This is a genomic window from Burkholderia sp. MR1-5-21, assembly GCF_053427715.1.
Window position 1 is genome coordinate 292,751 of the sequence record NZ_JBSAXD010000004.1, and the last position, 23,228, is coordinate 315,978.

The 23,228-nt window shown below is 66.9% G+C and carries 16 protein-coding genes; 8 read left to right on the forward strand and 8 right to left on the reverse strand.

Annotation, left to right across the window (positions count from 1 at the left end):
• Nucleotides 1–184: 184 nt before the first annotated feature.
• A complete protein-coding gene (locus ACV229_RS07935) occupies nucleotides 185–1,264 on the forward strand; it encodes a tartrate dehydrogenase (protein ID WP_448082561.1) in 1,080 nt (359 codons plus the stop codon).
• A gap of 174 nt (nucleotides 1,265–1,438) precedes the next feature.
• Here ACV229_RS07935 and ACV229_RS07940 read toward each other — a convergent pair whose 3' ends face one another.
• From ACV229_RS07940 to ACV229_RS07955, 4 genes are all read right to left on the reverse strand, one after another.
• Nucleotides 1,439–2,509 carry a PAS domain-containing protein gene (locus ACV229_RS07940; RefSeq protein WP_448082562.1) on the reverse strand — a complete coding sequence of 357 codons (1,071 nt, stop codon included), beginning with the start codon at nucleotides 2,507–2,509 and terminating at the stop codon, nucleotides 1,439–1,441.
• Nucleotides 2,510–2,671: 162 nt separating this feature from the next.
• Nucleotides 2,672–3,637: a PDR/VanB family oxidoreductase gene (locus tag ACV229_RS07945; RefSeq protein WP_448082563.1), complete on the reverse strand. Its 966-nt coding sequence runs from the start codon at nucleotides 3,635–3,637 to the stop codon at nucleotides 2,672–2,674.
• A gap of 144 nt (nucleotides 3,638–3,781) precedes the next feature.
• Nucleotides 3,782–5,242 carry an NAD-dependent succinate-semialdehyde dehydrogenase gene (locus tag ACV229_RS07950; RefSeq protein WP_448082564.1) on the reverse strand — a complete coding sequence of 487 codons (1,461 nt, stop codon included), beginning with the start codon at nucleotides 5,240–5,242 and terminating at the stop codon, nucleotides 3,782–3,784.
• Nucleotides 5,243–5,279: 37 nt separating this feature from the next.
• Nucleotides 5,280–6,428 carry an aromatic ring-hydroxylating oxygenase subunit alpha gene (locus tag ACV229_RS07955; protein ID WP_448082565.1) on the reverse strand — a complete coding sequence of 383 codons (1,149 nt, stop codon included), beginning with the start codon at nucleotides 6,426–6,428 and terminating at the stop codon, nucleotides 5,280–5,282.
• A gap of 366 nt (nucleotides 6,429–6,794) precedes the next feature.
• Here ACV229_RS07955 and ACV229_RS07960 point away from each other — a divergent pair, with 366 nt between their 5' ends.
• Nucleotides 6,795–8,240 (forward strand): purine-cytosine permease family protein, encoded by a 1,446-nt coding sequence (locus tag ACV229_RS07960; protein WP_448082566.1) that lies wholly within the window; start codon nucleotides 6,795–6,797, stop codon nucleotides 8,238–8,240.
• Nucleotides 8,241–8,252: 12 nt separating this feature from the next.
• Nucleotides 8,253–9,194, forward strand: coding sequence for a LysR substrate-binding domain-containing protein (locus ACV229_RS07965; RefSeq protein WP_448082567.1), 942 nt, complete (start codon nucleotides 8,253–8,255; stop codon nucleotides 9,192–9,194).
• 104 nt (nucleotides 9,195–9,298) lie between these two features.
• Here ACV229_RS07965 and ACV229_RS07970 read toward each other — a convergent pair whose 3' ends face one another.
• Together ACV229_RS07970 and ACV229_RS07975 are read right to left on the reverse strand one after the other, a co-directional pair.
• Complete coding sequence (locus ACV229_RS07970) at nucleotides 9,299–11,464, reverse strand: Agd3-related carbohydrate deacetylase (RefSeq protein ID WP_448082568.1); 2,166 nt, start codon at nucleotides 11,462–11,464, stop codon at nucleotides 9,299–9,301.
• A 67-nt stretch (nucleotides 11,465–11,531) separates the two neighbouring features.
• Nucleotides 11,532–12,005: a hypothetical protein gene (locus ACV229_RS07975; RefSeq protein ID WP_448082569.1), complete on the reverse strand. Its 474-nt coding sequence runs from the start codon at nucleotides 12,003–12,005 to the stop codon at nucleotides 11,532–11,534.
• A 519-nt stretch (nucleotides 12,006–12,524) separates the two neighbouring features.
• Here ACV229_RS07975 and ACV229_RS07980 point away from each other — a divergent pair.
• The 3 genes from ACV229_RS07980 (at nucleotide 12,525) to ACV229_RS07990 (ending at nucleotide 15,256) form a co-directional block, all read left to right on the forward strand.
• Nucleotides 12,525–13,178, forward strand: coding sequence for a peroxiredoxin (locus tag ACV229_RS07980; protein WP_448082570.1), 654 nt, complete (start codon nucleotides 12,525–12,527; stop codon nucleotides 13,176–13,178).
• Nucleotides 13,179–13,356: 178 nt separating this feature from the next.
• A complete protein-coding gene (locus ACV229_RS07985; protein WP_448082698.1) occupies nucleotides 13,357–14,427 on the forward strand; it encodes an MBL fold metallo-hydrolase in 1,071 nt (356 codons plus the stop codon).
• Between the two features lie 169 nt (nucleotides 14,428–14,596).
• Nucleotides 14,597–15,256, forward strand: a complete 660-nt coding sequence (locus ACV229_RS07990) for a glutathione S-transferase family protein (protein ID WP_448082571.1) — start codon at nucleotides 14,597–14,599, stop codon at nucleotides 15,254–15,256.
• 105 nt (nucleotides 15,257–15,361) lie between these two features.
• On the opposite strand, the gene ACV229_RS07995 is transcribed toward ACV229_RS07990, so the two are convergent.
• Both ACV229_RS07995 and ACV229_RS08000 read right to left on the reverse strand, forming a co-directional pair.
• Nucleotides 15,362–16,054, reverse strand: coding sequence for a phosphatase PAP2 family protein (locus ACV229_RS07995; RefSeq protein WP_448082572.1), 693 nt, complete (start codon nucleotides 16,052–16,054; stop codon nucleotides 15,362–15,364).
• A 703-nt stretch (nucleotides 16,055–16,757) separates the two neighbouring features.
• On the reverse strand, nucleotides 16,758–17,396 hold the full coding sequence (locus tag ACV229_RS08000) for a 2-hydroxychromene-2-carboxylate isomerase (RefSeq protein ID WP_448082573.1): 639 nt from the start codon (nucleotides 17,394–17,396) through the stop codon (nucleotides 16,758–16,760).
• Nucleotides 17,397–18,159: 763 nt separating this feature from the next.
• On the opposite strand from ACV229_RS08000, the gene ACV229_RS08005 reads away from it, so the two are divergent.
• Nucleotides 18,160–19,161, forward strand: coding sequence for an FHA domain-containing protein (locus tag ACV229_RS08005; RefSeq protein WP_448082574.1), 1,002 nt, complete (start codon nucleotides 18,160–18,162; stop codon nucleotides 19,159–19,161).
• Entirely contained in the window at nucleotides 19,158–23,222 is a 4,065-nt protein-coding gene (locus ACV229_RS08010; RefSeq protein ID WP_448082575.1) for a TOMM system kinase/cyclase fusion protein, read from the forward strand. The genes ACV229_RS08005 and ACV229_RS08010 overlap by 4 nt, the downstream gene beginning before the upstream one ends.
• Nucleotides 23,223–23,228: the final 6 nt, after the last annotated feature.

Genomic DNA, 23,228 nt, shown 5'->3' on the forward strand with positions numbered 1-23,228 from the left:
GAAGTCCTGTGAAAGTGAACAAGTAATCGGCCGGCAGGCCACACGCGATTGTCCACGATGCGTGCGGAATGCGTCCACGGTCCGGCCGATTATCCGCGGCGCGCTTTCCGGCATCCTGTCGGTCATGCGGCGCGTGCGCTCGTTGCACGCAGCCGCCTCGACCAGACGCAACGGAGAACGAACGATGAGCAAGACATTCAGGATCGCCGCGATCGCGGGCGACGGGATCGGCCAGGAAGTGATGCCGGAAGGCGTGCGCGTGCTGCAGGCCGCATGCGCGAAATTCGGGCTGAACCTCGAGTTCACGCATTTCGAATGGGCGAGCTGCGATTACTACCTGCAGCACGGCAAGATGATGCCGGACGACTGGTTCGACACGCTGCGCGGCTACGACGCGATCTACTTCGGCGCGGTCGGCTGGCCCGACAAGGTGCCCGATCATATCTCGCTGTGGGGCTCGCTGCTGAAGTTCCGCCGCGAATTCGACCAGTACGTGAACCTGCGCCCCGTGCGCCTGCTGCCCGGCGTGCCGTGCCCGCTCGCGAACCGCAAGCCCGGCGACATCGATTTCTACGTGGTGCGCGAGAACACCGAAGGCGAATACACGTCGGTCGGCGGCAAGATGTTCGAAGGCACCGATCGCGAGTTCGTGCTGCAGGAGGCGGTGTTCACGCGCCATGGCGTCGACCGCATCCTCAAGTACGCATTCGAGCTCGCGAACACGCGTGCCCGCAAGAAGCTGACCGCGGCGACCAAGTCGAACGGCATCGCGGTCAGCATGCCGTACTGGGACGAGCGCGTCGCGGCGGTCGCGGCCGGCTATCCGGACATCGCGTGGGACAAGCAGCACATCGACATCCTGTCCGCGCGTTTCGTGCTGCAGCCGGACCGTTTCGACGTCGTCGTCGCGTCGAACCTGTTCGGCGACATCCTGTCCGATCTCGGTCCCGCATGCACGGGCACGATCGGCCTCGCGGCGTCGGCGAACCTGAATCCGGAGCGCACGTTCCCGTCGCTGTTCGAGCCCGTGCACGGCTCGGCGCCCGACATCTTCGGCAAGAACATCGCAAACCCGATCGCGATGATCTGGTCCGGCGCGATGATGCTCGATTTCCTCGGCGAAGGCGATGCGCGCTTCAAGGACGCGCACGATGCGATCATGCGCGCGATCGAGACGGTGCTGGTGGACGGGCCGCGCACGCCGGACATGGGCGGCACGGCGGATACGACGGCCGTCGGCAAGGCGGTCGCGGCGGCGCTCTGACGCCGGAGCGGACACGTGAAAGGCCGGATTCGAAGCGCCGGGTCCGGCCGATCGTCAAATGCCGAACGCCGAACGCCGAACGCCGAACGCCGAACGCCGAACGCCGAACGCCGAACGCCGAACGCCGAACGCCGAACGCCGAACGCCGAACGCCGAACGCCGCGTGCGTTCGGCTCAGTGCGGCGTGACCGCCGCTGCCGGCTGCGCGGCAAACGCCATCGCGTCGGCGGGCTCCGCCGCGCGGCACACGGCGATGAGCTGCAGCCCTTCGCCATCATCGGCAGGCTGCACGTGGCCCTGTTCGAGCAGCAGCCGGAACGTGCCGTCTGGCAGCAGCGCGCGGTACAGTGCGCGATAGTCGCCCTGGCGCGCGAGCGCATCCTGCACCGCGGCTTCGCGCGCCGCGCGGTCGTCCGGATGCACGCGCGCCTGCAGCTCCGCATGGCGGCACGGTGCGGCGGCCGCTTCGACGCCGAACAGCCGGCACCATTCATCCGACACGGACACCGCGTCCTGCGCGGGCCGCCACTGCCATGCGCCGCGCCCGGCCAGACGTTCCGCGTCCGCAAGCAGCGCGATCTGCCCGCGCAGCCGCTGTTCGACTGCCTTGCGCGCGCTGATGTCGATCGTCGTGCCGACCATCCGGGTCGGCCGGCCCGCATCGTCGACGAGCGTCGCGGTGCGCGATTCGATCCAGCGCACCGTGCCGTCGGGCAGCACGATCCGGAATTCCCACACGTACGGCTCGCGCGCGGCGACCGCCTGCTGCAGCGCCTGGCTGTTGAGCCAGCTGCGCTCCTCGGGGTGCAGGATTTCCCAGAATTCCTCGTTGCTGTGGATTTCGCGGCCGTACAGCTTCGCGCAGTTGGCCGAGTAGATCAGCTCGTCGCTGACGAGATTCCATTCCCACGTGACGATGCCGGCCGCTTCCTGCGCCTGCTTCATCCGCGCCTCGCTCGACACGATCTCGGCCGTGTAGCGGCGGCGCAGGTCGGTCATCGGCAGCTCGGTCTGCGCGCCGAGGCCGAGATCCTTGACCGCGTCGTCGCCGTAGCGCAGCCAGACCCAGTTGACGTCGAGGAACGCGGCCAGCTTGCGCAGGTTCGAGTAGTCGATCTCGCCGCCGCGCGTCCACTTGTGCACGGCCGGCCGCGAGATGCCGACCACGTCGGCGACCTGCTGCAGGCTCAGCTTCTTGTGCTCGAGCAGCACCTTGAGACGGAACGCGAACGTATCCTCGGACATCCATTCCTCTTTGTGACGGCGGCGCGCGGCCAAACGACAAGGGCGGCATGGCCCGCGGCCGCAACGTGCGGGCCGCGGGCCATGCCGCCGCGTCGGGAGGGGATCGCGCGCCGGGTTTCCCTGTATCCGCCGTAGTTTAACGGATACGGCGCGAGGAAAAATTTACAGGTCGATCACGAGACGCGGCGTGCGCGCACGCGATACGCACAACAGGATCGTCTTCTGCGCGGCCTTCTCGTCGTCGTCGAGATACTGGTCGCGGTGGTCGGCCTCGCCTTCGAGGATCGCGACCTCGCAGGTGCCGCACACGCCTTCGCGGCACAGCGATTCGATCTTCACGCCTGCGCGCTCGATCGCCTGCAGGATCGTCGTGTCCTCGGGCACCTCGAGCTCGATGCCCGAGCGCGCGAGGACGACCGTGAACGCCTGGCCGGCCGTGTCGGTCGCCGCGAACTGCTCGGAATGGAGTTGCGCCTTCGGCCAGCCGAGCAGCGCCGCGTTCGCGTACACCGCGTCGTTCAGTCCTTGCGGCCCGCACACGTATACGTGCGCGTCGGCCGGCAGCGACTTGAACAGGCGCAGCAGGTCGAGGCGCTGACCGAGGCTGTCGACGTACGTGTGCACGTTCGCAGCATACGGGCCGGCCTTCAGTTCATCGACGAACGCGCCATGCTCGGGGCTGCGGTACGCGTAATGCAGTTCGAGCTCGACGTCGCCGCCCGGCGCATGTTCGGCGAGCTGCGCGAGGAACGGCGTGATGCCGATGCCGCCCGCGATGAACACGTGGCGGCGCGCGCGGCGGTCGAGCTCGAACAGGTTCGCGGGCGAGCCGATCGCGAGCCGCGTGCCGGCCGCCACGCGGTCGTGCATGAACGCCGAGCCGCCGCGCGACGCTTCCTCGCGGCGCACGGCGATCTGGTAGTGCCGCGTGTCGTGCGGCGAGCTGAGCAGCGAATACGCGTTGTGATGCCACGCGTCGCCGTCCTGCATCGACACGAGCACGTGCGCGCCGCCGCTGAACGGCGGCAGGGCCGCGCCGTCGGGCAGCGCGAGCGTGAAGCGCTTGATCAGCGGGGTCAGGGTCTCGACGGCGACGACGTCGACGGAGATCGATTCACGGGCATTCATCAGGTATTCCTTTGCCGGCGAGCGGATCACGTCACTTCGGATCGGATCGGCGGCGCGCGGCGGGTATCGCTGGGGTCGTTCGGACAGGGTCAAAGGGACGGACAAAGGGCGCGCGGGCCGAAACCCGCCGCGCCCGTCACGGCATCAGGCGCTCACGCCGCCCATGCACAGGTATTTGATCGACAGGAAGTCGTCGATCCCGTACTTGGAGCCTTCGCGGCCGATGCCCGACTGCTTGACGCCGCCGAACGGGGCCACTTCGTTCGAGATCAGGCCGCTGTTGATGCCGACGATCCCGTATTCGAGCTGCTCGGCGACGCGCCACACGCGGCCGATATCGCGGCTGTAGAAGTACGCGGCGAGGCCGTAGATCGAATCGTTCGCGAGCCGCACGACTTCGTCGTCGGTCGTGAAGCGCACGATCGGCGCGACCGGCCCGAAGATCTCCTCGGTCAGCACGGCCATCCCGGGCTTCGCGTCCGCGAGCACGGTCGGCGCGTAGAAGTTGCCGCCGCGCGCATGCGGCGCGCCGCCCACCAGCGCGCGCGCGCCCTGTGCCACCGCGTCGCGCACGAGACCGTCGACCTTGTCGCGCGCGGCTTCGTTGATCAGCGGGCCGATGTTGACGTCCGCATCGAAGCCGTCGCCGACGTTGAACGCCGCGACGCGCGCGGCGAAGCGGCGGCAGAATTCGTCGTACACGGCGTCGTGCACGAAGAAGCGGTTCGCGCACACGCAGGTCTGGCCCGCGTTGCGGTACTTGGACAGCAGCGCGCCTTCGACAGCCTTGTCGAGATCGGCGTCGTCGAACACGATGAACGGCGCGTTGCCGCCGAGTTCGAGCGACATCTTCTTGACCGTGTCCGAGCACTGGCGCATCAGCAGCCGGCCGACTTCGGTCGAGCCCGTGAAGGTCAGCTTCTTGACGAGCGGGCTCGACGTCATTTCAGCGCCGATCTCGCGCGACTTGCCGGTCACGACGTTGACGACGCCGGCCGGAATGCCCGCCTGCTCGGCGAGCGCCGCGAGCGCGAACGCGGACAGCGGCGTCTCGTTGGCCGGCTTGATCACGATCGTGCAGCCCGCGGCGAGCGCCGGCGCGGCCTTGCGGGTGATCATCGCCGCCGGGAAATTCCACGGCGTGATCGCCGCGCACACGCCGACCGGCTCCTTCGTCACGACGAGGCGCTGGTCCGGGTTCGGGCTCGGGATCACGTCGCCGTCGATGCGCTTGCCCTGCTCGGCGAACCATTCGACGAACGACGCCGCGTATGCGATCTCGCCGCGCGCTTCGGCGAGCGGCTTGCCCTGTTCGCGCGTCATCAATGCTGCGAGGTCTTCCTGGCGGGCCATGATCAGCTCGAACCACGCGCGCAGCAGGCGCGCGCGCTCCTTCGCGGTGGTCTTGCGCCAGCTCGCGAACGCCGCGTGCGCGGCGTCGATCGCGGCGCGCGTCTCCGCCGCGCCCATGTTCGGCACATGCGCGATCAGCTCGCCCGTCGACGGGTTGGTGACGGGCAGCGTCGCGCCGTCGTCGGCGCCGCGCCACTGGCCGGCGATGTATGCCTGCTCACGCAGCAGGCCCGGTTGTTCAAGGGAAGTCATGTCGGGGTTGTCCTCGGTTGTCCTGGTGCGGGCCGGCTCAGTCCTGGTACTTCTGCGCGAGCAGGTTGTGGAAGTGTGCGATGCCGTGTTCGCTGATGCCGCTGCGGCGCTGGTCGACCATGATCCGGCCCTGGCCGCGATAGCCGCGCGATTTCAGGCCCTTCTGCACGCTCTCGACGAGGCGGATGTCTTCCGGGCGGAACACGTTGCGGTACCACTCGATCAGGTTCTTCTGGTAGTCGGTCAGCGCTTCGTTCAGGAAGTAGATGTCGTAGTGCTGCAGCGTGACTTCCGCGTTGACCGGGAATTCATAGATCACGGTCATGAAGTCGGCGCCCGGCGGCACGTTGAACATCGTGCACGGCCATGCCCAGAAGCCCTGGAAGCTCGCATCGGTGATCGACGGGTCGAGCTTGAACGAGCGCTCCGACGATTGCGCATGGCCGAACTGCACCGTCCAGTTGCCGTGCAGCGTGTGCGTGTACTGGTCGATCTTCACCGAGTCGGAGAAGCCGGGGTGCGCGGGGCCGCAGTGATAGCACTCGAGATAGTTGTCGACGATCGACTTCCAGTTCGCGGGCGTCTCGGTGACGAAACGCGCGGCGAGCTTCAGGTCGTCGATCACCGGGCACGCGGCGCGCATGCGGTCCTGCATGCCCGGCAGCTGGTCCTCGACCGTGCCCGCGTCCGGGTTCAGGTTGATGAACACGAAGCCCGCGTATTCCTCGACCTTGACCGGCACGAGGCTCGAGTTTTCCTTGTCGAATTCCAGCACGTGATCGCAGTTGTTCGCGTGCGCGAGCGCGCCGTCGAGCTTGAAGGTCCACGCGTGGTACGGGCAGGTGATCACGTTCTTCGCCTTGCCGCTGCCTTCGAGCAACTGGTGGCCGCGGTGCGGGCACACGTTGTAGAACGCGCGCAGCACCTTGTCCTTGCCGCGCACGATCAGGATGTTTTCGCCGATCACCTCGCGCGTCACGTACTGGTTCGCGTCCGCGAGCTCGCTGCGGTGCGCGACGCAGATCCACGTGTCGGCGAAGATTTTCTCTTCCTCCGCCTTGAAGACCTCCTGCGACGTGTAATAGGTCTTCGGGATCGTCCATGCGAGTTCCGGGTTCGCGCAGAAATCGGCCGGGAGTTGAGGCAGCTTCGCCTTCTGGTGGAATTCGATCGGGAGGTAGGTCATGATGGCGTCGGGCTCTAAAGATTAACTGGCAGTTACGTTAAAACTAACGGTTAACGAAATATAGGGGATGTGCGGCTTGATTTGGATCAGGGTTATCCCGAGATTGGCGCGGTGCGATCGCCGGCGATGGCGGAATTTGTCTGATATTTGCGTTTAATCACAAGCGTCGACTATTTTGGAAGACGTCAATAGGCGGATGCGCTAGTACGGTCGCCGAATTGAACTGCGTACCATTGTTAACCAGTAGTTCATCGTTAACTGAAGGTAACGCCGTCGGCACGAGATCGATAGCCGTGCCGCCGCCGGGCTCGAACCCGGCCGGCGGCCGGCGCGCGACCGGTGCCGCCGGGCGCACATGGAGGAGACATGAGACAGGACGCAGTAGCCCCCGGGCTGGCGGTGGACGCCGGCCGGGGCAAATCGCGCATCGAGGCGCGTTCGATCGATTACGTGCCGCTCGCGGAGCGGCGCGGCAAGGCATGGCATCTGTGGCCGGTGTGGTTTACCGGCGATGCGAATCTCGCGACGATCGCGTGTGGCGCGATCGGCGTCAGCATGGGCGGCAACCTGCTGTGGAGCGCGATCGCGGTGCTGATCGGCAACCTGCTCGGTACGTTCTTCATGGCGTTCCACTCGAGCCAGGGCCCGCAGCTCGGCCTGCCGCAGATGATCCAGTCGCGGCCGCAGTTCGGCTACATGGGCGCGCTGCTCGTGTGGGTCGTCGCGCTCGTCACCTACGTCGGCTACAACTCGTTCAACCAGCTGATGGCGGGGCAGACCGCGCATCACCTGCTCGGCACCGAGCCGCACGTCAGCTATATCGTGTTCACGGCGATCGCGGTGGCGCTGGCCGTGTTCGGCTACGACCTGATCCACAAGGCGCAGCGCTGGCTCGCGATCGCGCTCTTGATCGCGCTGACGCTGTTCAGCGTCGGCATCTGCGTGAAGGTGCCGTTCCCGGCCGCGCAACTGTCGTTCGCGGGCTTCAAGGCGACGCCGTTCCTCGTGCAGCTGTTCGCGGCCGCCGCGTACCAGCTGTCGTGGTCGATCTACGTGTCCGACTATTCGCGCTACCTGCCGCCGACGACCGGCGTGCGCGCGACGTTCTGGTGGACCTTCACGGGCGCGCTGATCGGCGGCGTGTGGATGATGCTGGTCGGCACCGCCGCCGCCGCGCTGAACGCGAAGATCGAGATCGCCGACGCCGTGCAGCGCGCGGGCGACGCGATTTATCCGGGTTTCGGTTCGGTCACGCTGCTGCTGTCGCTGCTCGGTCTGCTCGCGATCACGGGCCTCAACTTCTACGGCGCGTCGCTGACGCTGCTCAGCATCACCGATTCGTTCAAGCCGCTAAAGTCGAGCGCCGGCAAGCGGATCGTCAGCCTGCTGATCGTCGCGTTCGTCGCGACGTCGCTCGCGTTCGCTGCGTCCGACGACTTCATGGGCAAGTTCGGCGACTTCCTCGGCATCCTCGGCTACCTGTTCACGCCGTGGACCGCGATCAACCTCGTCGACTTCTTCATCGTCCGCCATACGCACTACTCGGTGCGCGAGATCTTCAATCCGCGCGGCATCTACGGCCGCTGGAACTGGCGCGGCCTGACCGCGTACGCGGTCGGCTTCGTCGCGATGATCCCGTTCTTCAAGACCGAGATGTACAGCGGCCCCGTCGCGCGCGCGCTCGGCGGCACCGACATCGCGATGCTGGTCGGCCTGCCGGTCGCCGCGCTCGTCTATCTGTGGGCATGCCGCTCGCTCGATACCGCAGCGGAACGCAAGCTCGTCGAGGCAGCCGATCGCGGCCTGAACTGACCGGAGCACGCGATGAACGATGCGGCCGTCGCGCCCGAACTCGGCGACCTGCGCGTGTTCTGCATGGTCGCGCGCAAGGCCAGCTTCAGCGCGGCGGCCGATGCGCTCGCGATGTCGTCGTCATACGTGAGCAAGCGGGTCGGGATGCTCGAGGCGAGCCTCGGCATCCGCCTGCTGCACCGGTCGACGCGCCGCGTCGCGGTGACGGACGCCGGCGAGCGCGTCTACGCGTGGGCCGAGAAGATCCTCGACGACGTCGAGCACCTGGTCGAGGACGTGTCGACGACGCGCCGCGTGCCGCGCGGCACGCTGCGCGTATCGAGCAGCTTCGGCTTCGGCCGCAACGTCGTCGCGCCGGCGCTGGCCGGGCTGTCGGACCGCTATCCGCAGCTCAACGTGCGGCTCGAGCTGTTCGACCGGATCGTCGACGTCGCGGCCGAGGGCTTCGACGTCGACGTGCGGATCGGCGACGAGATCGCCGGCCACCTGATCGCGAAACAGCTCGCGTCGAACCACCGCGTGCTGTGCGCGTCGCCCGACTATCTCGCGCGGCACGGCGTGCCGAAGCAGGTCGGCGATCTCGCCTCGCACGCGTGTCTCGCGATCAAGGAGCGCGACCATCCGTTCGGCGTATGGCGGCTCGACGCGCGGGGCGAGACGGTGTCCGTGCAGGTGACGGGGCCGCTGTCGAGCAATCATGGCGAGGTCGCCGTGCAATGGGCGCTCGCCGGGCGCGGGATCGTGCTGCGCTCGATCTGGGACGTGCAGCCGCTGATCGACGCGGGCCGGCTGCAGCGCGTGCTGCCCGGCGTCACCCAGCCCGCGAACGTGTGGGCTGTCTATCCGGCGCGGCTCGCGCAATCCGCGAAGGTGCGCGCGTGCGTCGAGTTCCTGAAGGAGGCGCTCGGGGCGTCCGATTTGCAGGCCCGGCGCGAACCGGCGATGCAGGACTGACGGAACGCGTCGCCGCGCCGCCTGCCGCGCGCCGGCAAAAAAACGCCCGCTTTGCAGCGGGCGTCTTCAGTCCGCGCCTCCGTCGCGCGATGCCTGTCGGCAAGCTATTGCCACGCCGGTGCCGGCGTGATCTGCGTCGTGTACGCGGTCGCAGGGAGCAGCGTGACCGTCGAGTTGACCTGACCGCCGTACGTTTCATGCACGGTGCCGAACGTCACGCCCGTGACCGGCACGACGACCGATTGCCCGTCGCTGCGCGATGCGCTGACCGTGATCGACTTGCCCGGCACAAGCGTGGCCGCCACGCTCGACGTGTCGAACACGAGCCGCTGCTTCCCGAGCACGCCGGCGTCGGACAGGTACGGGCTGCGGAGCGGCAGGCCCTTGTAGTACTTGTTGTACTTCGTCATCACCGCGGTCAGCAGGTCGCCGAGCAGCGTGCTCGTGCCGCTGTACATGCGGAAGTTCGGCTGGTGGAACATCAGCGGCCGCATGTCGTACGTGAGCAGGTAGGACACCAGCGTGTCGGACACGTGGTCGAGCACCTGCGCGTAGGTCTGGTCGACGCCCCACCGTGTCGGATCGATCCCGTTCGCCCCATAGAAGTAGTTGTACTCGGCGACCCATTCCGACGGCTGCGACACGTTGTAGAACAGCGCGGTCGCATAGCGCGGGATCTCGAAGATGTTCTGGTTCACGCAGTTGAACTTGCCCGCGTTGAACGGCGGCAGCGGCCAGGCGACACCGTTGTTGTTAATCGGGCAGCCCGGCGTGCCGACCGGCGGCGTCGGCTTCGACGAATCGGACACGAGCACCGTGATGCCGAACGACTGCAGCGCGCCGAGCGTCGTCGCGTTGTAGAGCCCGGAGATCTCCGGCGTGACGATCACGCTGGTGTTGTAGTTCTCGAACCCGAACGTCTGCGCGACGTTGTCGTTGTTCTGCAGTTCGGTCGTGACCTGCGCGGCCGTCGTCGTGAACGGCGGATCGAGCAGGATGTGATCGTACGTATGCGTGATCCACTTGAAATCGTATTCGTTCGCATTCGTCTCGGTCGACAGCGTGTCGGTGCCCGTCGTCGGGTAGTTGCCGAGGCCGCCGTAGGCGGTCCCGTAGCCCGACCCGTTGAACGCCAGCGTGAACTTCAGCGCGCCCGCATTCGCGGTATTCGAGTTGACGGTGTCCTGCCAGTTCATCAGGTTGTCGAAATCGGCGCCGACGGTGCGATACTCGCACGCGGTCGTGCCCGTGTTCGGGTTGACCGAGCCGACCGGGCTGCCCAGCGGGCACTGGCCGGGGGGCGTCGTAGATGTGTACACGCAGGGGTTGTTGGGCTGGCAGTTGCCGTTTCTGACGTCGTACCACTCGCCTGTATAGTCCGACACCGCATACGGGAAGATTTCGTCCGGGATCCCGTTGTCGTCGACTTGCGGATCCATGTACACGTGCCTTACGCCGACGAACAGCCCGCGCGTGACCCAGTTGACGATGCCGTACGACAGCGTCATCGAATGCATCAGGAACGGGTTGTTGTCGAACGAGACCGCCATGATCTCGCGCGACGTGCTGTCGCCCGTGAGCGGCGTCGTGTTGCCGAACAGGCAGGTCGACGCGACCGAATAGGTGACGCCGGTCGACGCGGTGCCCTGGATCTGCGTCGTCGTCGTCGTGCCGGCCGGCAGCGGGCTCGCGGGCGACATGAAGTACGTCCACGCGTTCTGCACCGTCAGCGGGTTCGCCGTGCTCGCGCCGGCGTTCATGTACGGGAACAGCGTCTTGCCGGTGGCCGTCAGCGTCGTGTTGAGCGGCGATGCGGTCGTGTCGCGATAGCCGACGTACTGCATGCAGCCCGTGTCGCCCGGCCACGTGTAGACGCTCGCGAGCCGCACGTTGTACTTGAACTGGTAGCGCGCGAGCGTCGTCGCGAGCGCGCCGCCCGAGAACGGGTTCATGTACCGCGCGTCGCTGATCGGCATGATGATGCCCTGGTACTTCGCGTGGTCGCCCGATTCGAGCGCGGGCAGCGTCGGATTGTTGGTGTCGTAGCTGTAGATCGTGTACGGCACGCCGAGACGATCGAGGATCGTCTGCGTCGCCTGCAGTTCAGGACTGTTGCCGGCCTGCTGGCTGGCCAGCACGAGGACCTTCAGGTCGATCTGCGCGTCCGCCGGCACGGCCTGGGCGACCTGGGCCGCGGCGCAGAGGCCCGCGGCGGCCAGCCCGCGCAGCACGGGCCCGGACGGATGGAAAAACGTTCGTGGTGCACTCATGGCAAACCTCACGCATCGGTTACCGAATCAAGAAACCTTTCCCCCGACAATGAAGTGAGCCTGGTGCCTATAGTTGTTGCGGCTTGAACTTCCCTGCGTTCTTGGCCTCGCTCGGATGCGGCCCGGTCAGCAGCGTCGGGAACCTGGCCGCGATGCTGCCTTTCACCGGCAGCGAGCCGTGGCCGACGTGACGTGGCTTTCCGCCGGCGAAGGCCGCCGGGGAGCCGAGCGCGGCGACCGCAACGGCGCCCGCGCAAAGACCGGTCAGCAACGCGCCCCACACGCGTAGCGACCCGTTCGTTCCTCGCACTTTCATGGTGTCCTCCTGAAACGACTGGCGTTGTTCGATACGTTGCAAAAACGACCATCCGTCCGGCGGCCTGCCCGGCGTATCGCGCCGGACAGCGGCCCCCTGAATCGTCTGGTTCAGCGAAATGGATATCCCGTGCATGCCGGCAGCCTGATCTGGTGCGGCATCGGCGGTGTTGGCGTGTTCTTGCGGATGCGCTCGCGATGGCACCGGAACGCTGGCGTCGCGCATTGGCGAACCTGCTGCTGATGGCAAGCGAGCAACGTGCCATCGCTTCTAACGTATTGATTTGCCGTAAAAATTTCAATTTCTCGCGCGGGCGTCGCGTGCCAACCCGGTAAAAACGTTACATGCGTGATCCACGCGCGGAGCCGGAATCGGCCGGCGGGCGGGCCGGTCGGCGCGAGTGCCGGGAATGGCGTCGCGCTCCGTGCGAACGCACACGTTGCGACTGCGCATCGTTGCGCCGGCATCCGATGGAAACGGCGGGTGCGGAGGGGGCGCCAGGCGCCGGCCGCCGCGAACGGCCGCCCGTGACGCGCGCTTTTTGACCTACCCTATAAACGCGCGCGGGACGGCGTGCGTCCCGCGCTCCGACGATCGCGCGCGGCGCATCCGTGCGCGGCCGGGCTGCGCGAGCGCGCGTCCCGGCATTCGCGACAATCGCCAGCGTTACGTTCGACGAATCACGGCGCGGCCGCTCCGGCTGCGGCGCGGGCGTCATGAGGGTTCCCTACCATGGAGGAAGACATGTCGATTCGACTTGGAGAAGAAGCGCCTGATTTCACCGCCGAGACCACCGAGGGCACGATCCGTTTTCACGAGTGGATCGGTGACAAGTGGGCGATCCTGTTCTCTCACCCGAAGGATTTCACGCCAGTGTGCACGACCGAGCTTGGCTACATGGCCGGGCTGAAGCCGGAATTCGACAAGCGCAACACCAAGATCATCGGGCTCTCCGTCGACCCGGTCAGCGACCACCAGAAATGGGTGAAGGACATCGAGGAGACGCAGGGGCACGCGGTCAACTATCCGATGATCGGCGACGACAACCTGACGGTCGCGAAGCTGTACGACATGATCCACCCGAATGCGAGCGGCGGAACGCGCACGGCGGTCGACAACGCGACGGTGCGCTCGGTGTTCATCGTCGGGCCGGACAAGAAGGTCAAGGCGATGCTGGTCTACCCGATGAGCGCGGGCCGCAATTTCGACGAGGTGCTGCGCCTGCTCGACGCGCTGCAGCTCAACGCGCAGCATACGGTGGCGACGCCGGTGAACTGGAAGCCGGGTGAAGACGTGATCATCCCGACGTCGGTGTCGGACGACGACGCGAAGAAGAAATACCCGCAGGGCTTCAAGACCCTGAAGCCGTATCTGCGATACGTGACGCAGCCGCGCTGATGCGCGGGGCCGCGGGCCAGGGTGACGCGGCCCGCGCCGCACCGGGCGGCATGATGGCATGACGGGGCGGACCGGCCGGCCAGGCGGCGCGGCCGGTCCGGCGGGAGGCAGGGCGGTTGGCCGGCGGCGTGGCGCCGGCCGTGCCGCGCGCGGGGACTGGCGACGGAGCGACATCGTGGTGATTTTCCGGCAACTCTTCGATCAGCAATCGTCTACCTACACGTATCTGTTGGCCGACCGCGCAACCCGGGAAGCGGTGCTGATCGATCCGGTGTTCGAGCAGGTGCGCCGCGATGCGGCGCTGCTCGACGAGCTCGGCCTGCGGCTCGGCGTGACGATCGACACGCACGTGCACGCCGACCACGTGACGGGCGCATGGCTGCTGAAACAGCGCACCGGCAGCGCGATCGCGTTTTCGGCGGCGAGCGGCGCGGAGGGCGCGGACCGCTATCTGCGCGACGGCGATCGCTGTCCGTTCGGCGGGCGCTACCTGACCGTGCGCGCGACGCCGGGCCACACGAACGGCTGCATCAGCCTCGTGCTCGACGACGAGTCGATGGCGTTCACCGGCGATTGCCTGCTGATCCGCGGCACGGGCCGCACGGATTTCCAGCAGGGCGATCCGCGCGCGATGTACCGGGCCGTCCACGGCCGGCTCTTCACGCTGCCGGAAAGCTGCCTGCTGTATCCGGCGCACGACTATCGCGGGCTGACGGTGACGAGTGTCGGCGAGGAGCGGCGTTTCAATCCGCGCCTCGGCGGCGACCTGAGCGAGGACGATTTCGCAGGCTACATGACGAACCTCGGGCTGCCGCACCCGCGGCAGATCGACGTCGCGGTGCCGGCGAACCTGAAGTGCGGCGTCGCGGTCGGCGCGCCCGAGCAGCACGCCGAGCCCGACTGGGCGCCGCTCGTGTACACGTTCGCGGGGTTCTGGGAAATCGATCCGCAGTGGCTCGAGGATCATCTGGCCGCGGTGCAGGTCGTCGACGTGCGCGAACCCGCCGAATTCACGGGGCCGCTCGGGCACCTGCCCGACGCGACGCTGATTCCGCTCGGCGAACTGGCCGCACGCGCCGGCGAACTCGGGCGCGAGCGGCCGGTCGTGACCGTGTGCCGGGCGGGCGGCCGGTCCGCACAGGCAACCGTGATCCTGCGCAAGGCGGGCTTCGACGCGGTCGCGAATCTCGGCGGCGGGATGCTGCGCTGGCGGGCCGAGGGGCGCGCGGTCGTCAACGGCCGTCAATAGCGGGCGCGACTTTTCGTGTTTTTCTTTCGGGCCGGATGTCGATTCCGGCCCGCGTCATCCGTCGTCACGTATACCGACAGGAATGCGCCGCGCGCGACGCGGCGCTTCGTGCAAACAGACCCTGGCGCATGCCCGTTGTGACCGTGAACCCCGTTGAAGAGGCCATCCGATGCTGCCGACGCTTTACGCCCATCCTTTCTCGTCCTATTGCCAGAAGGTGCTGACCGCGCTGTACGAAAACGGCACGCCGTTCGAATATCGCGTGCTGGCGCACGACGATCCGAAGCCGATGCAGGAATTGACTGCGCTGTGGCCGATCAAGCGCTTTCCGGTGCTGGTCGACGCCGGACGCACGCTGTTCGAGGCGACGATCATCATCGAATATCTGGGCCTGAATCATCCGGGGCCCGTCCGGCTGTTGCCCGGCGATCCGCATGCCGCGCTGGAGGTCCGCATGATGGACCGCTTCTTCGACAACTACGTATCGACGCCGCAGCAGAAGATCGTGTATGACGCATTGCGCCCGGCCGCGGAACGCGACGCGCGCGGCGTCGCCGATGCGCGTGCGATGCTCGACACCGCATACGCGTGGCTCGACGGCAGGATGGCCGATCGCGAATGGGCGGCCGGCGACCGCTTCAGCCTCGCCGACTGTGGCGCCGCGCCGTTCCTGTTCTACGCGGACTGGACGCATCGGATCGATCCGTCGTTTGCGCACGTGATCGCATACCGGAAGCGTCTGCTCGCACGGCCATCGTTCGCGCGAGCGGTCGACGAGGCGCGGCCGTATCGCGGGTTCTTTCCGCTCGGCGCGCCGGATCGCGATTGACGCGCTGGCTGCCGGTGGCGGCGCGCGATGCGGCCGCACGCGGCCGGCAGTGCGCGGTGGTTCGTCGTGACAGCAGCAGTGGCAGCATCGTGGTGTCCGTCCTGCTCACATCGTGTGCGATGCCGACTGCGCGAGCGTCAGCAGTTCGTCGAACTGCGTGATCAGCTCGAAGCACAGCAGGAAGGCGAGCGTATAGGCCGGCGCGGGAAAGCGCTCGATGATGTGCAGCACCGGCCGCGCACAGCGCGTGCGGATCGCGTCGCGCGTCATCAGCAGCGTGATCGCGATGCCGATCGCCGCGCCCGCGAGCAGGTCGGTCGGATAGTGAAAGCCGAGATACGCGCGCGGAACGCAGATGAACACGACGGTGTACAGCAGCGCGAGCACGCCGATGCGGCGCGACATCAGGAAGATGCCGGTCGAGATTGCCATCCACAGCATTGCGTGGTCGCTCGGAAACGAACTCCATGACTGCAGCGTCGCCGCGCGCAATCCCGCGGACGGGAAGTGCAGATGCAGGTCCGGGTTGTAGATCGGCCGCACGCGGAACGGCAGATAGTGCGCGAGCAGCCGGCCGCTCGCGAGCGCGGCCAGCCCGCTCGCGATCGTCGCGATGACCATCTCGCGCCGCCATTCGCTGCGCGGGCCGGGCTGGAACCAGAGCCAGCACAGCACCGGAATCAGCATGAAGCCCTTGAACGTGTACAGGCCCGCGACGACGCGGATCGCATGGTTCAGCAGCGGGCTGAACGTGATGTGGGTGAGGAAAACCTGGATGGTTGTGTCGAAGCTGTTCATGTTCCGCAGGCCCCGGCGGACGCGCAGCGCATGACATGGGCGGCCGGCGGGATAGAAAGAGCGCGCTCGACGTGCAAGCGCAATGGGGGGCAAGTATGTCACCCGTTTTTTCGAAGAAAATGCGAAAAAATACCGGGAATCCCCTGAGGGAACGGGCTCGCGTGATGGGGCCGGATTCGTCAGCGCCGTGTGGCGCGGCGCGCGCGGATTGCGCGCGGGCCACGCCAATGCGGATGCGGGCGTTGCGAAAATAATTGGGTCAACTGGAGAATTCGTTGCGCGCGCACGTTCATTGCATCGAATGAACGAATGCGCTTTGCGGCACGTCGGAATCTGCCGCGCGGCGCACATGCGTGCCTGCGCCGATCGAAAATAAAAGAAAAGACGGGCAAGCGCGAGGTGGGGGCCTGTTCAGGTTGCCGGCAGCGCAGGGTCGAATACGTTGAGGCTGAAATCCGCGCGGCCGACCGGGTCGATTCAGCGGCGATGGCTGTATTGACCGCGATTGCGCTGACAATTGCCGTGATCCGTCACCGCTTGTTGCTCGCTGTCGCATCGGCGCACCGTGCGCCGCATACGACGCCTGTACGCCACTGCGCCACGACGTCAAGACAGCCGACACGATGGCGCATGCCATACAAGTTGCGCGCGCAACGGACTTCCACGCGTCGCGCCGACAGCCGGGCCGGCGGACACGCGGATGTCAGCCGCGTCGGATCCCTTCCGGCAACGCACTGATGCGCTGCACTTCGGGCGACTCCAGCCACGCGCGCGACGAGACGCAGTCGATGAACATCGCGGTCGCGTCCTCGCCCCAGAACAGGTCGCCGTTCAGCTCGAACGTGGGCACGCCGAACACGCCGTGCGCGATCGCGGCGTCGGTGTACGCGCGCAGCGTGTCCTTCACCGGCTGCGCTTCGACGGCGCTCACGCCGTCCGGAAACCCGACGGCGTCGCACATTGCGGCGAATCCTTCCGGCGACGTGATGTCGTGCCCGTCGCGCCAGATGTGCCGGAAGATGCGCCGGGTCGCGTCGAGCGTGCCGCCCATCGCGATCGCGAGCCGCAGCGCCTTGATCGGATTGAACGGATGCGCGGGCGGCATCCGGAACGGGATGCCGAGCTTGTCGGCGCGATATTGCGCATGGCGATAGGTGAACACGCGTTTCGCCGCGATTTCGGCCGGCGCCTTTTGCCCCCAGTGCGTGAGCAGTGCGCCGAGCACGATCGGACGCAGCTCGACGGTCAGCGTCGGCGGCAGGCGCTCGAACTGTTCGATCTGCAGATAGGCGAACGGCGAAACGAAATCGAAATACCACGTGGCGGTGTTCGGGGTAGGCATCGCGGGTGTCCTGTTGGGCATGTCGGGCGGGCGCGCTGGCGGCGCGCGGGAACGGCGCGTCGACGCGGCGCGGATGCGAGCCAGTGTCGCATGCGGGCGGGATTTGCGCAGCGTGCGCCGCACATGAGCCCGAGCGAGCGCGCCGCGCCGCGTGATGCAGGCATTACGGCGCGAACGATGCCGAAGCCGGTTTTAAAATTCCGAATGTAATTATATGAATTTCTGAAATTGTTCAGGCTGGTTTTCTGGAACTTATTATTTTCTGTTGGATCTGAAAATTCTCGCGTAATGGAAATCCGTCGGTCGGGCACCGATCGGATCGCGAATCCGTTTCACGTCATCGGCAGATCAGGATGGGCGGCCGGTGGGGTGGCAAGCGCAATCACATCGACCGCCAATAATAATGATTGGTTTGTCTTGTGCGGCGACGTGAATATTTCGACCCTCTATTTTTCGAGCGACCCGTTGCGAATGTAAAACATTGCAATATTCAATCCTGACGAGTGTCTTTCTGTTGCGGTGGCCAGATTTATTTGGCAGGATTTTAATCAGCTTGCTCGGTTTTAAAATAACAAAGTGTTCGATAATTCAATTGATCGAAAAGACGTGTGCCGAACGAGCAGCGATTCACGAGATAGCTGACGGAAACAGGTAACAGGGCGGCGAACATTCCGACATTGTTCGCGATTGTTGAATAAATCGCTCGCCCGGCCGCTTCGAGGCTTCACGCGAGCGATCCGGGCGAATCCGAAGCGGGGCGGCCATGGCGACACTCAAGAACGATCTTTCCGGACAAGCGTGCCTGCTCCACGCGTACCACGTGTTCGGCCGCGATGCCGCGCGCTGCGACACGGTCATCCGGGATCCGTCGGTTTCCCGGGTCCATGCCCATATCCGCTGGATCGGGGGGCGCTGGGAACTTCACGATCACAGCAGCAACGGCACGTCGCTATCGGGTGCGCTGTTGCGCGACGGCGAGCACGCGGTGCTGACGCAAGGCGACGTGATCCGGTTCGGCAGCGCGGGCCTCGCGCCGTGGCGTGTCGATTCGCTCGACGACCCTGCCGATACGCTCTGGCCGATACGCGGCGCGGCGCGTCCGGTCGTGCTCGAAGCGAGTCAGATACTGCCTGCGCTGGCAGCCCGGCCGGTCACGATCGTCAAATCGCCGGCCGGTGACTGGCTGTGCGACGACACGTTGCCGCCGCGAACGCTGCGTCACGGCGATGAAATCTCGGCGGGAGACTTCGCGTGGCGCCTGGCGCTCGTGCGCAGCGGCTCGACGATGCAGCTTGGCTCGCCCGTCGACCTCGCCGTGCCGGCGCAATGGCTCGAATTCCATGTCAGCCGGAACGAAGAGCACGTGCGAGGGCTGCTGCATGTCCGCGGAGGCATGGTCGATCTCGGCGAGCGCGCCCATCACTACTGCCTCGTCACGCTCGCCCGGTCGCGCTCCGTCGACATGCAGGCCGGCTACGACGCCGCGACGCAAGGCTGGATCGAACTCGACAAGCTGGCGCGCATGCTCGGCATCGATTCCTCTCATGTCAACGTGCAGATTCACCGCGCGCGCGCCCAGTTCGCGGCCCTGCCGGGGCTCACCGCCAGCCAGCTCGTCGAGCGTCGGCGCGGCAGCGTCCGCTTCGGCGATTTTCCGTTTCGCATCATTCGCGGCGAGCATCTCGAGTGCCAATCGGTGCCGGGCGTCGACCAGCGTATCGGCGTGCATCGCCTGTCGCCGGTTTCGGTCGTCCAGTGCTCGTGAAAGCGCGAGAGTCGGCCGTGTTGATTTCCGCTTACCGCGAGTCAATCGTGACGGGAACGCCTGAACCGCAACGGAGCGCTCCGCCGCTCGCCGCCGCGCCGTTCGCCGAACTCGCCGGCAAGTGCCGCTACCGTCTCGGCCCGCTACTGGGAGAAGGCGGAAATGGCGTCGTGTTTCGCGCCACCTGCGGTGATACGGGACGAGACGTCGCCATCAAGCTGATGCGGGATGACGCGACGAGGACCGCGTCCGAGCGCGCGCGCCAGCGTGCGCGCTTTCGGCGCGAGACGCATCTGTGCGAGGGGCTGCGCCACCCGAACATCGTGGCCCTGCTGGACAAGGGAGAAGCGCCCGACGGGCGCCTGTTCGCCGTATTCGAACTCGTGCGGGGCCGGACCTTGCGCGACCGGCTCGCTGGAGAGGGGCCGCTGTCGGCCGTGGACACGGGCCGGTTGATGGCGGAACTGCTCGATGCGCTCGCGGCCGCGCATCGGCGAGGCATCGTGCATCGTGACCTGAAGCCGCAAAACATCGTGATCGTGATGGCCGATGACGGGCCGCACGCGAAGCTCCTCGATTTCGGCATTGGCGCATTGTTGCCCGACACGCAGGGCATGGGGAGCCGGACGTCGACGCAGGCAACGGAGGTGCTCGGCACGCCGCAATATTGCGCGCCCGAGCAATTGCGCAACGAGGCGCCGACGCTCAAGAGCGATCTGTACGCATGGGGCCTGGTCGTCATCGAATGCCTGACGGGCGATGTCGTGATGCAAGGCGCAAGCGTGGCCGACATTCTTTATCAGCAACTCAGCCCGGTCGATATCGCGCTGCCTCCGTCGATCGCGTCGCATCCGCTCGGCTCGGTGCTGCGCCGCGCGTTGAGCAAGAATCCGGAACAGCGCGCCGCGTCCGCCGACGAACTCGCCGTGCAATTTCGCGCGGTCAACTTCGCCGCGCTCGTCGGCCAGTTCGATTCCTGCCGTGCGAGCCGGCGCGCGCATACGTTCGCGCCGCGCGCAGAGGTGACCGGAACGGCTGGAGAATACCGGCAGATCACCACGCTATGCTGCTGCTTGACGATTGCCGGAGCGGGTTGGCAGCGGCATGCGGGAACCGATCACGGGGACTTGCTCGACGGCTATGAGGCGCAATGGCTGACGACGTGTACCGACATCGCCGTCGGTTATGGCGCGCAGGTCGGCGCACGCCTCGGCGACACGCTGCTGTTCCATTTCGGCCTGCAGGGCGATATCGACAGGCCCGCGCGCCGCGCGGCGCGCGCCGCGCTCGACATGGTGCGGGTTACCGAGCGTGCGCGGCTGCCGGCTCAGCCGGCAGCCGGTGGGCGCCCGTCCGGCGAAAGCTGGCGCGTGGAGGTCGCTGCCGCGATTCACGTCGGGCAGATTCTCGCTCACGCGTCACGCATGTCGGGCGGGTCGACGCCCGCCGCGACTTCGAGGCTGCTGCGTCTTGCCGCGCCCGGGCAGATTCTGATCAGCGACGACGCTCGGCTGTCCCTCGAACGGCATGCCGATTGTCGGCCGACCCTGCTGTGGCTGACGCGCGCGGGCCTCGCGCCGCAGCCGGTGCATGAATTGCTCGGCGAGCGTCGCGTCGACACCCCGTTCGACTCGCTCGACGTCGGCATGACGGCGCCGATGGTCGGCCGCGCCCGCGAGCTCGACGCGTTGCTGCGCGCGTGGCAGGAGGCGCTCGCACGACATCGTCGCGCGGCGCGCGGCGAGTCTGCGCCGCAAGGCGTACGCACGCTCGTCGTCGGCGAGGCGGGAATCGGCAAGTCGCGCGTCGTGCACGAGCTATGCGAGGCGGTGCGGACGCAGGGCCATGCGGTTGCGCATTGTGCGTGCCTGCCCGAGCGGGAAAATCATGCGCTGTTTCCGGTTTTGCGGTTCATCGGTGCACACTGGCACATCGACGCCGATTGCCCCGTCGATCTTGTGCTTGCAACGATCGACGCGATGATCGCGCCGCTCGAATGCGATCATGCGGCGGCTCGTGCGGCGCTCGCGACCTGGCTCGGGTTGCCCTGCGACGCCAGCGGATTCCTGTGGTCGAGCGCACGCGAACAGCACGCGCTGTTCGACGTCCTGGAGCAGCTGATCGTATCGCTCGGCAATGGCGCGCCGGTCCTGCTCGTCGTCGAGGACGTCCAGTGGATCGACCGCTCGACAGAGGATTTTCTCGCGTTCCTGCAGCGTTCGCCGCGGGCGCGGGCCATCTGCGTCGTGCTCACGTCGCGCCTCGACAGGCTCGATCGCTGGCGTGGTTCGACCGAGCGCCTCGCGCTGCGTCGCCTGTCGCACGACGACGCGCAGCGTCTTGTCTCGACGCTGCTCGGCCAGCGGACGCTCGATCCGGATTCGCTCGGCCTGCTCGCCCGCCGCACGGCGGGCATTCCGCTGTTCATCGAGGAAGTCGTGCGCGAGCTTGCGACGAATGGCCCGACGGCCGACGCGCACGGCCTGCTTCCGGGGCAGAGGGCAACGGACCCCTATCCGCTTCCGGTCAGTCTCGGCGGCATGCTGGGCCTCGCGTTCGACCGGATCGACGACGCGCGCGATACCGCCCAGCTCGCCGCGACCATCGGGCTCGAAGTGGAGGCGCAACTGCTTGCCGATGCGTCACCGTACGACCGGGTCACACTCGATGCGCATCTGCGGCTCCTGATCGAAGAGCGGATCGTGTACGCGCAGCATCGGCGCGACCGCGTGTTCTATTCGTTCCGCCACGCGCTGATTCGCGATGCGGCCTATGAATCCATGCCGCCCGCGGTGCGGCGCAGCAACCATGCGCGCGTTGGCCGCGCGCTGGCCGGGGAAGCCGATCACGGGGCCGGCGCGCATAAGTTCGGCGTTGCCCAGCACTTCGCGCGGGCTGGCGCCTCCGCCGACGCGATCGGCCACGGCATCGACGCGGCGCGTCGCGCGCTCGAGCGCTCCCGATACGACGACGCGATCCGCTATGGGCAGTCCGTGTCCGATTGGCTTGCCGACGCCGACTACGAGAAACGCGAGCACGATAGCGCACGCCTTCGCGCAACGTTGACGCACGCGACGATGGCGCGGTTCGGCTGGGCCGATCCGCAGGTGCGCGAGCATGCGGAGCAGCTTCTGCGGCAAGTGCAGGCGCTCGGCGACCAGGAGCTCGCCGTCAGTGCACTGTGGACGCTGTCGACCTACTATCACGTCGCCGGCGATCGCACCACCGTGCACGGAATCAGCATGCGGCTCGACGCGCTTGCCGCCGATCGCGGGGATGCCGGTATCCAGGTTGCGGCGGACGCGATGCGCGGCATGAGTCTGTGGATCGACGGCCACTATTCGCGCGCCCGGGTTGCTTTCGAAGCGGCGCTTGCCGGCTACGACGCGCGGCGCGATGCGGACCACCGGCGCATCCTGGGCCTCGATACGCGTGCATGGACGATGGCGTCGCTCGCGAGCGTGCTCTGGTGCGTCGACGACGATCCGCAGGCGTCGCTCGCGATGGCGCGCGACGCCGTGTACTGCGCGACCTGCATCGACCATCTGCCGACACTCGGCGTCACGATGATGTACCTCGCGCGCACGCAGCAGCTGGCTGGCGACCGCGACGCGGCTCGCGCCACGTCGCAAGCGCTGCTCCGCCTGTCGGACGCGCATCGGCTGCGCGCGGTCGAGCATTATGCGGCGATCGTTCATGCATGGACGATCGCGGATCGCGCGGGGGCCGCCGCGCACCTCGAAGCGCAGCGGCAATCGGGCGGGCTGCTCGGCCTGACCTACTACGCGTCGCTGATCGCCGAGATGGATGCCGAGCGCGGCGACTACGCCGCCGCGCTCGCGCAGATCGAGCAATGCCTCGCATGGTGCGATTCGACCGGAGAACGGTATTACGAAGCACAGCTGCTGCTGAAGAAGTGCGAATACTTGCGCCAGGCCGATTGGCGACGCAGCGGCGACGCCGCGCGGGCCGCATGCCGGCGCGCACTCGGAATTGCAACAACGGCGGGCATGGTCCGCATCGTCAGGCGCGCCGAACAGATGTTGCAATCATTGCTGTAAGTCGTC

Bases quoted from the DNA above. Each gene is read 5' to 3' on its own strand.
- ACV229_RS07975 (WP_448082569.1), bottom strand. From the start codon at position 12,005: ATGCGCGACGCCAGCGTTCCGGTGCCATCGCGAGCGCATCCGCAAGAA.
- ACV229_RS07950 (WP_448082564.1), bottom strand. From the start codon at position 5,242: ATGACTTCCCTTGAACAACCGGGCCTGCTGCGTGAGCAGGCATACATC.
- ACV229_RS07990 (WP_448082571.1), top strand. From the start codon at position 14,597: ATGCTGCCGACGCTTTACGCCCATCCTTTCTCGTCCTATTGCCAGAAG.
- ACV229_RS07995 (WP_448082572.1), bottom strand. From the start codon at position 16,054: ATGAACAGCTTCGACACAACCATCCAGGTTTTCCTCACCCACATCACG.
- ACV229_RS07955 (WP_448082565.1), bottom strand. From the start codon at position 6,428: ATGACCTACCTCCCGATCGAATTCCACCAGAAGGCGAAGCTGCCTCAA.
- ACV229_RS07935 (WP_448082561.1), top strand. From the start codon at position 185: ATGAGCAAGACATTCAGGATCGCCGCGATCGCGGGCGACGGGATCGGC.
- ACV229_RS07980 (WP_448082570.1), top strand. From the start codon at position 12,525: ATGTCGATTCGACTTGGAGAAGAAGCGCCTGATTTCACCGCCGAGACC.
- ACV229_RS08000 (WP_448082573.1), bottom strand. From the start codon at position 17,396: ATGCCTACCCCGAACACCGCCACGTGGTATTTCGATTTCGTTTCGCCG.
- ACV229_RS08005 (WP_448082574.1), top strand. From the start codon at position 18,160: ATGGCGACACTCAAGAACGATCTTTCCGGACAAGCGTGCCTGCTCCAC.
- ACV229_RS07970 (WP_448082568.1), bottom strand. From the start codon at position 11,464: ATGAGTGCACCACGAACGTTTTTCCATCCGTCCGGGCCCGTGCTGCGC.
- ACV229_RS07960 (WP_448082566.1), top strand. From the start codon at position 6,795: ATGAGACAGGACGCAGTAGCCCCCGGGCTGGCGGTGGACGCCGGCCGG.
- ACV229_RS07965 (WP_448082567.1), top strand. From the start codon at position 8,253: ATGAACGATGCGGCCGTCGCGCCCGAACTCGGCGACCTGCGCGTGTTC.
- ACV229_RS07945 (WP_448082563.1), bottom strand. From the start codon at position 3,637: ATGAATGCCCGTGAATCGATCTCCGTCGACGTCGTCGCCGTCGAGACC.
- ACV229_RS07940 (WP_448082562.1), bottom strand. From the start codon at position 2,509: ATGTCCGAGGATACGTTCGCGTTCCGTCTCAAGGTGCTGCTCGAGCAC.